We start from the raw sequence: 6,288 nt of genomic DNA on the forward strand, positions 1-6,288 counted from the left end.
TCACATCCTATCATAAATCTTACCTTTAATACAAACACGGCCATCTTCTAACAATTCCGCATCTTTCAAACTCATCGCTTCGCCCCAATCATTATGGAAACTAAAAGAGTGGTTTTTATGAAATTCTAACGCATACTTACTTAAAACTTCCCCCCAAAACAGATTTTCTTCTATTTTTTTTAAAAAGCCTTCTATAATCAAATCATCGCTTGCGCCAATATCTAAACATGCCCATTTCTTTGAAACCCTATTCACGCCAATCCCACACACCCGCATGTCTTTATAAATATTAACCAACACGCCCCCTATTTTTTGACCCCCCAAATACAAGTCGTTAGGCCATTTAAGCCAGGTTTGAGAGCCTAATTCTTTTAAAACTTCTTTAAATAAAAACCCCAAATACAAAGCGCTCGCTTGCATGGGTAAATCTTTAGGCAAATCGCTTGCGTTTAAAGCGAGTGAAAAAGTCAAAGCGCTTTTTGTGCCCTCCCAAATATTCCCCCTACTGCCTATCCCAGCACTTTGGTTTTTAGCCACAATCAAAACAGGGGCTTTGAGTGCATCGTTTTTAAGTTTTTCTAAAAGATAGGTTTGCGTGGAAGGCAGGCTATCAAAAACTCTTTTTTCACATTGTCTCATGCCAAAATACCGCCTATTTTCAAACGCTTGCCATTCAAATAATCCTTCGCTTTCAAAGGCTTTTTACCCACCGCTTGCAACCTTGCTATACGCACGCTACCCTTCAAACAACCCACAAGAACGCCTTTTTCATCAATTTCTAAAATCTCGCCTTCCTTGTGGCTCTTTTCATTCTCCACCAACTCCACTTCTAAAAGTTTAAGGCTGTTTTCTAAAAAGATTTCTGGCCAAGATTTAAACGCAAGCGATTTTAAAAACAAGCTTTTAGCGTCTTTAAAACCCACTAAACCATCAGCCTTGGTGATTTTTTTACAAAAAGTAGCTTGCGTGTGATCTTGAGGCTTTCTTGTGATGGAATGAAAATTTTTGAGCGTTGAAAGAAGCAGAGTCGCCCCCATATGCGCTAATTTTAAACTTAAAGTCTCCAAATCCAAGTATTTCTCTCTCAAAAACGAAGCGCTCTCTAAAATATCCCCGCTATCTAGCCCCAAATCCATAAGCATGGTGCTTATGCCATAGATCTTATCGTCATTGAGTATCATCTCATGAATGGGCGAAGCCCCCCTATATTTAGGCAATAACGACGCATGCACATTGATGCAAGGAGCGATGGTTAAAACCTCTTTAGGCAAAATCTTACCATAAGCCACCACCACGATAAAATCAGGCTTCAAGTCTTTTAAAATTTGAACTTCAGGCTCTTTCAAACTTTGCGGCTGGAAAATGGGGATGTTTAAATGATTTTCTAAAATGTATGTTTTAGTCTCTGGGGCTTTCAATTCCTTTTTGCGCCCAAAAGGTTTATCTATTTGAGTGAATAGCCCCACCACTTCTATATGGTTATTTTTATTTTCAACCAACGCCCTTAAGATCACTTCAGCAAACCCCGGCGTTCCCATAAATACGATGCGCATGTTATTCCTTGTTGTTAGTTTTTTCACCCACACTCCCCATAATAATATAAGATTGTGTTTGATAAGGATTTAAAATTTTCATAACATTAATAGCTATTTTTGCAAATTCTTGGACATTTTCAAGTGAAATTTTATAAGGGCTAAAATGATCTATAACGCTTCCATGACTATCTAAATGCAAGCCTTTTACGATCCTTAAAATTTTTCTTAAAAGCATATCTTTATTTTCTATATTACAATTATTATCCTTATTAAAAGGTAGCTTTGAAAAATTCAATTCAACTTCTCTATTTGCTGTTTCTATCAATTTTTTAATCTTGTCTTCCTCAAAAACATTATTCCCTCCAAGAAAAGAATCAATAAAGTTAATCTTTAAAAAACCTTCCAATAAAATCCTTACTTTGTTCCCATAATTTATAGCTTCGTTAAAATTATCTTGCACTTTTCCTTTTTCCGCAAATGCATACACTTCTTTAAATAAAAGCAAGTAGAAAGTGTCAAAATAACCAACCGCTTCATTTTTACAAACAATTTTTAACTGCCCTTGATTGCGTTCTAACTGGAAATAGCGAGCATGTTTGCCTACCATATTGATTAAGCGCACCATAAAAGTATGATTATGAGTCAAAATAAACACTTGTGCCTTATGTTCTTCATCTTTCAATGCTTCCCCTGCTAGTTCTTGATTGATTTTTGCCACCAAACAAGTTGTGTTATAAATCCTTTGCTCATCTAAACTGGATATAGGATCATCTATGACAACAACTAAATTTTTTAAATCCTCTTTTTTATAAAATGATTTTAAACGCGCTAAAAAATACGCAAACGCAAACGTGGTTTTTTCACCATCGCTTAAAATCATCTCAGCCTCACTATTTTCTAAAGCATCAGAATTTAAAACAATTCTATAGTCTTTATCCAAAGAATATTTAGGCAAATTTAAAACTTTAAGATAGTTATTAATGATTTCAATATTAGGGCGTTTTTGATCGTATAGCTCTTTAAGTTTATTGTCAATTTTTTCTAAAAGGCAGTTTAATCTCTCATACCCACGATCTAAAACTGATAGTTTTCTCTCAGCCTCTCTTTTGCTCTTTTGCCAATCGTAACTATCATGTTTAGCCTTTTTAATCCTTGATTCTTTCAGCTCGGTTTTTAATTTTTCTAATTTCTCTTTTTGTTTTTTCTTTTGGGTTAAAATCCCTCTAGTCTCACCAACACATTGTTGGATATTTTCCTGAATTTCCAACATTTTTTTATCTATCTCTTGAAATTTTTCCTTATTGTTAGCTCCCTCTTTTTTATCCACTTCTTTTTGAAGTTTTTCTAATAAAACTTTTATTCGCTCTAACGCTTTTTCTAAACTTTCCTTATTTTTTGAAAAATCTTTCTTCATGAAAGGTTCAAATCTTTCAAATGATTGCAATATTTCCTTTATATTCCATTGGTCTAAAATATTTTTTAAAGTCCCACTCACTTCTAAAGAGCATTGATTAAATGTTTCAACGCTCTCATTAAAGTAACTTGTATAAGCTTGAATAATCTCATGGGGAATTTTTTGAGTGCAAAAAGGGCATGCATTATCAAGCATCTCTTTTTGTAATTTTATTCCTTTCTCAATAAACTCTCTTCCAACCTTGCTAATATGCTCTTTAATTTTCTCTGAAACTTGCCCCGCCTCTTTATCTATATCAAAGGAAAATAAAAATTCTAACTTATCTTTTATTGTTTGATAATCTTTAGGCAATTCCATTTCTTTTAAACCATCAAATTTTTTCATGGCTTCATCCAATTCGTTAAAATCTTTTTCCAGTTTCGTTAATACATCTTCTTGATATTTAAATTTATCCTTTGACACTTTACAGGAATTATTTATTTCAATCTCATTTAGTGTTATTTGAATAGTCCTTGAAGTCACTTTTTTTCGTATTTTTTCTATTTCTTCCTTATATTTTTCAATTTCACTTTCTTGTTTAGCGATCAAAGCTTCAGCGCTGTTCTCATCTCCAATTTCCTTTTGTCTTTTTTCTACTTTCCCCCTACAGTCTTTTAATTGATTGATTTCTTTCGTTTCTTCGCCTAAAACCGATCCTTCTAAAATGATTGTGCCATCATCTAGTTTTTTAAGTCCAAACTCACTATTTAAAGGCACGTTATTGTGCAAAAAATCACTATTATAGATTTCAACCTTAAAGGGTGGCGCTCCAATATTGCTATTTGGCTCTATTGTATAGCTTCCATCTTTGCATTCAAACTCAATGCTTGGGGATTTATCAGCAGAAATGGTGCGATACTTTTCAATATGCTTATTTTTTGGAATCAGTAACTCAAAAGCCCTTGTCAAGCTTGTTTTTCCGCACCCATTATTTCCAAAAATAATATTATAGTGTTTAAACTCATCCATTTCAATCATGTCTAAACCACAAAACGCCTTAAAAGATTTTATCTTTTTGATATTGATCGCCATGTTTTTTCTCGTTTTTTCCTTTAATTTTTCTTATACAACTCAATTAGATACAAAATTATATCACTCTAAATCTTCCCCATCATACCCAAGCTCTAGCGCCTTCACTTGCCCAATAGCATTACCCGCAATGCCCTTGATAGAGCCATACATGTTAATCGTGCCCTCAAACACTTTGTCAATTTGTTTTTCCCTGCTTTTCCAAATCCTAGCCATCGCGCGTTTTTCGCTTTCTAAATCCGCTCTCAATTGCTCAAACCCCTCTATAATCGCATTCACTTGCATAGAAAATTCAGAGCTTGTCAAATAATGATAGAGCAAATCCATTTTATCGCCCTTATTTTCTTGACTTTTTTTAGCCAAACCCACTTGAATAACCCCCTCTCTTAACACCGCGCTCAACCCCTTAAACTCTTCAAACGAACACACCCACACCCCTTCAAATAACCCCATCCTCTCCATCTCTTTAGGCAAGGCTTCACTCACAATGACCCCCACATCAGCCCCAATCTCTCGCATGTCGCTTTTAAGCTTTTCCACCCAAGCTTTTTGGAATTCTTTCGTGCGTTTGCTCTCATAATAAATTTTCCCGCAATTTTGAAATTCCCTAGTGTGCACCACTTGAATGCAATCGCCCCCTCTTTGCCCTTTTTTGATTTCTTCAATGCAATCTAAGGGGAATTTTTGCCTCAAAAACTCTTCAATCGCTAATTCTTGCACCTCGCCCTGGAATTGCTGCGAACTTAATTCAGCCTTTCTTTGAGCGTTTTTCAACTCGTTTCTTAACATTTCTAATTGCTCTTCTTGCTGCTTGAATTTCAATTCATTTTTTTCATGCAAAGCTTTTTCTATTTTTTCCCTTTCCATTTCCAATTTTTCATTCAATTTTTTTTCATTTTCCGCTTTCAATCGGCTCTCGGCTTCGTTATTTTCTCTTTTGAGCCTTTCAATTTCCGCTTCTTTTTGGTGCAATTCCTGAACCTGTTTGGACTTCTCATCCAATTCTTTTTGCAACAATTCCAAGCCCTTTTGCTGCTCTAAAAAAGCGTTTTTTCTGGCTTCTTCAATGATTTTAGCCCTTTCATCTTGCAAGGCTAGCGCGCTCGCTTGTTTGACCGCCTCATCAAATTGAGCCTTTTGTTCTCTCTCTCGCTCTTTTAAGGCCTCTTCTTTTTTCTCTAAAGCTTTGAAATGGCTCTGATACTGCGCTCTTTTTTCATTCACTTCTTTTTCAAACTCTTTCTGTTGGGCTAAAAACTTATTTTGATTTTCTAACTCAATCTGTTTGTATAGCACTTCCCTCACATCAATGAGCGTTTGACACTTGGGGCATGTGATTTGATTTTCTTGCATGATTTTCCTTTAAGATTTGATTTTTTATATTTTATAATAGAATGAGATCAATTTAACTTAAGCAGGTTTTATCCAATAAGTTCAGTAAAATAGGGCTTTTGAATAAGGAGTTATTAACATGGACATTTATTATAAAAACAGACATAATAAAGGTCATGAGCAACGAGAAAAACGCCCTTATTTTGTCATCTATGAAGGTAAGGACTTTTTCTTAGCGTTCCCACAAACAACAAAAAATAAACAAGGTAAAAAATACCCTTCGCATAAAAACTACATTATAAGTGAAGAAAATGAAGCAATTGAGATAATGATCGATCAGTTGCAAGTTGTCTCAAAGGTGCAAGTTTTAGAGAATAATACAATGGGAAGAAGTCTTGCATTAGCATTACAAAAGGCGTCTATCCCCAGACCCATATCGGCGCATAGAGTGCCACTCATCAATCATTTTTTAGAACAAGTTATTTTACAAAGCCAATCTGATGAAAACAAAAGTATAAAAACAATTGCTTTTGGAAGTCTTATCAAACTCAACCCACACAATAGAAATCCCTTATTAAAACCCTACAGCACATTTATTGCGCTTTCTTGCACTCAATTCCATTATTCGGGCATGTGCCTAGTTGCCCCCTATGAAAACGATTCTATTATTTTTGAGTTATTGCATTGCATTGATTTTCAGGCACGCAATTTTGAATACCAACAACTTGTTCAATTAGATCCGAAAGAAATTAAAACCCAAATCCTTGAGCGTTTAAAACTCTAAAAACCAAAACATTAAGATCAAGTAAGCCAAAACTTTAGACAAAAAGCAAGATCTAAGAAACCAACACAAGCAAACTAAACACATTAAACATTAAATATAAAGACACTAACAACTAAAAATATAAGCATTAAGAAATAACAAACAATAAGCAAGCA

5 protein-coding genes are annotated in these 6,288 nt (G+C 34.6%); 1 reads left to right on the top strand and 4 read right to left on the bottom strand.

What is annotated here, in order from left to right; translation table 11 throughout:
- From EAL49_RS07925 to EAL49_RS07940, 4 genes are read right to left on the bottom strand one after another with little or no spacing between them, the layout of a single operon-like run.
- Nucleotides 1-639, bottom strand: coding sequence for a biotin--[acetyl-CoA-carboxylase] ligase (locus tag EAL49_RS07925; RefSeq protein ID WP_120829715.1), 639 nt, complete (start codon nt 637-639; stop codon nt 1-3).
- Nucleotides 636-1,553, bottom strand: coding sequence for a methionyl-tRNA formyltransferase (gene fmt / locus EAL49_RS07930; RefSeq protein WP_120829716.1), 918 nt, complete (start codon nt 1,551-1,553; stop codon nt 636-638). Before fmt ends, EAL49_RS07925 begins: the two co-directional genes overlap by 4 nt.
- Nucleotide 1,554: 1 nt before the next feature.
- Nucleotides 1,555-4,020: an AAA family ATPase gene (locus tag EAL49_RS07935; protein WP_120829717.1), complete on the bottom strand. Its 2,466-nt coding sequence runs from the start codon at nt 4,018-4,020 to the stop codon at nt 1,555-1,557.
- Nucleotides 4,021-4,080: 60 nt separating this feature from the next.
- Nucleotides 4,081-5,370, bottom strand: a complete 1,290-nt coding sequence (locus EAL49_RS07940) for a DUF2130 domain-containing protein (protein ID WP_120829718.1) — start codon at nt 5,368-5,370, stop codon at nt 4,081-4,083.
- A gap of 118 nt (nt 5,371-5,488) precedes the next feature.
- Here EAL49_RS07940 and EAL49_RS07945 point away from each other — a divergent pair, with 118 nt between their 5' ends.
- Nucleotides 5,489-6,133: a type II toxin-antitoxin system PemK/MazF family toxin gene (locus EAL49_RS07945; protein WP_341466558.1), complete on the top strand. Its 645-nt coding sequence runs from the start codon at nt 5,489-5,491 to the stop codon at nt 6,131-6,133.
- The last annotated feature ends 155 nt before the right edge of the window (nt 6,134-6,288 follow it).

The sequence above is a fragment of the Helicobacter pylori genome, from assembly GCF_003637665.1.
In the GTDB taxonomy this organism is placed as follows: domain Bacteria; phylum Campylobacterota; class Campylobacteria; order Campylobacterales; family Helicobacteraceae; genus Helicobacter; species Helicobacter pylori_CK.

Excerpts from the sequence above, each read along its gene's own strand:
- EAL49_RS07945 (WP_341466558.1), top strand. The coding sequence starts at position 5,489 with ATGGACATTTATTATAAAAACAGACATAATAAAGGTCATGAGCAACGA.
- EAL49_RS07925 (WP_120829715.1), bottom strand. The coding sequence starts at position 639 with ATGAGACAATGTGAAAAAAGAGTTTTTGATAGCCTGCCTTCCACGCAA.
- EAL49_RS07940 (WP_120829718.1), bottom strand. The coding sequence starts at position 5,370 with ATGCAAGAAAATCAAATCACATGCCCCAAGTGTCAAACGCTCATTGAT.
- fmt (WP_120829716.1), bottom strand. The coding sequence starts at position 1,553 with ATGCGCATCGTATTTATGGGAACGCCGGGGTTTGCTGAAGTGATCTTA.
- EAL49_RS07935 (WP_120829717.1), bottom strand. The coding sequence starts at position 4,020 with ATGGCGATCAATATCAAAAAGATAAAATCTTTTAAGGCGTTTTGTGGT.